The 1,479-nt window shown below is 35.2% G+C and carries 2 protein-coding genes and 2 rRNA genes; 2 read left to right on the top strand and 2 right to left on the bottom strand.

Going from position 1 to position 1,479, the window contains the following annotated elements; all coding sequences use genetic code 11:
• Positions 1-86, top strand: a 23S ribosomal RNA gene (locus tag F777_RS0100025); the annotation flags it as partial.
• 61 nt (positions 87-147) lie between these two features.
• Positions 148-258 (top strand): 5S ribosomal RNA (gene rrf / locus F777_RS0100020).
• A gap of 70 nt (positions 259-328) precedes the next feature.
• Here rrf and F777_RS0100015 read toward each other — a convergent pair.
• Both F777_RS0100015 and F777_RS0100010 read right to left on the bottom strand, forming a co-directional pair.
• Positions 329-529 (bottom strand): helix-turn-helix transcriptional regulator, encoded by a 201-nt coding sequence (locus tag F777_RS0100015; protein ID WP_026750244.1) that lies wholly within the window; start codon positions 527-529, stop codon positions 329-331.
• The gene (locus tag F777_RS0100010; protein ID WP_037368938.1) at positions 529-951 is read right to left on the bottom strand and encodes a hypothetical protein; all 423 of its coding nucleotides are present in this window, start codon (positions 949-951) and stop codon (positions 529-531) included. Before F777_RS0100010 ends, F777_RS0100015 begins: the two co-directional genes overlap by 1 nt.
• Between the last annotated feature and the right edge of the window lie 528 nt (positions 952-1,479).

Here is a 1,479-nt window from a genome sequence, read left to right as displayed (position 1 = left end):
CGAAGACTACGACGTTGATAGGCTATAGGTGTAAAGTTGGTAACAACAAAGCCGAGTAGTACTAATTGCCCGTAAGCTTTATTTTTTTATGTTTTGTTTTTTTCCTTTCCAATATGTAAAATATTAAGGTCGTATGACCCAAGATTTTATGGTGGTTTTGCCGGGGGTGTTCACCTCTTCCCATTCCGAACAGAGAAGTTAAGTCCCCCATGGCCGATGGTACTCGCATCTAGCTGGGAGAGTAGGTAGCTGCCATATTTATTGAACCTCAATCGAAAGATTGAGGTTTTTTTTTGCCCATACCCGAATGGTAGGTAAACAAGATTTATTAATCCTGTTCAGATAAGTAGAACAAATAGTCGACTTTCTTGCCTAACACTTTTGCCATCTTTAACGCGAGTAGTACAGATGGAATGTACTTGTTGGTTTCTATTGAAAAGATGGTTTGCCTGGATACATTTACCAAGGCTGCCAGATCTGTCTGAGTCATATTTTTCTTTAGTCTTTCTTCTTTAATCAGGTTGGTCATTATTCTTTAATGTCTTTGTTTTTCCAATGTATGATGTAATTGAAGCGAAGGACATAGATGATCCAGAAACTGCCTGTTAATTGCAGTAAAAAGAGCATCATCCCACTCTCTCCGGGATCACCGGCTACTAAGATGTAAATCAAACCTGCAAATAATAAAATGAGTTGAATCATACCTGCTATCTGGAAGGATTCTAATCGGATGGTTTTGATCATTTCATCTTCTATTTTTTCTCTTGAGAAGCAAATGCATATTATGCCAATCACGAATAGAAACACTCCACTCACTGCTGCAGTAATATGGATGATAGGCATATTTGCACTATAGATAATCTTCTTTTGCATGAATATCCATAGGATGCATCCAAGTGGTATCATTATAACACCTGCCTTTTTGAATGGATAGGGTAATAGCATTTTCATTTGCTTCTTGGTTTAAATATTTATTATTGAATGGTTTTCGTTTACATGAATGGATCTTACTTATTTACAAGATGAATCTTCCATTTTGTTGATTTGGCTAGTCCATATTTTTGATTTTTCAAGTCCAATTTTTGATTTGTCAAGATGTATTTTGGGTTGTTGTGAGGCTTATCATTTTAAATGCAATGTAAAGTAAACTTTACATTGCATTTATGCGCAAATAATTTTCTTCCTTTTTTATACTCGCTGAAATCCTTTGCTAATGCACACTCTGTGAATATTTGATTTTCTTTTTTAAAATAATCAACATTTTGATTTGGCAATTAAAAATATCTTCCTACATTTGCATCCCGCTTAACAAAAAAGGGGATGTTCTTTAAGAGGTTTTTGAGAGTAGGTTTGGAGAAAAAAAGTTTCAAATTTTTGAATAAAAATTTGGCGGAATAAAAAAGCTTCGTATCTTCGCCGCCCGTTCGGTAAAAGGGTGGTTAATAACAACCGAAAGTTCTTCGCAAGTGATTGATTCTG

It is taken from the genome of Sediminibacterium sp. C3, assembly GCF_000508085.1.
In the GTDB taxonomy this organism is placed as follows: Bacteria; Bacteroidota; Bacteroidia; order Chitinophagales; family Chitinophagaceae; genus Sediminibacterium.
The sequence above is the reverse complement of the archived record's forward strand: the minus strand, read 5'-3'. Positions and strand labels throughout refer to the sequence as shown.

Bases quoted from the DNA above. Each gene is read 5' to 3' on its own strand.
- F777_RS0100015 (WP_026750244.1), bottom strand. From the start codon at position 529: ATGACCAACCTGATTAAAGAAGAAAGACTAAAGAAAAATATGACTCAG.
- F777_RS0100010 (WP_037368938.1), bottom strand. From the start codon at position 951: ATGAAAATGCTATTACCCTATCCATTCAAAAAGGCAGGTGTTATAATG.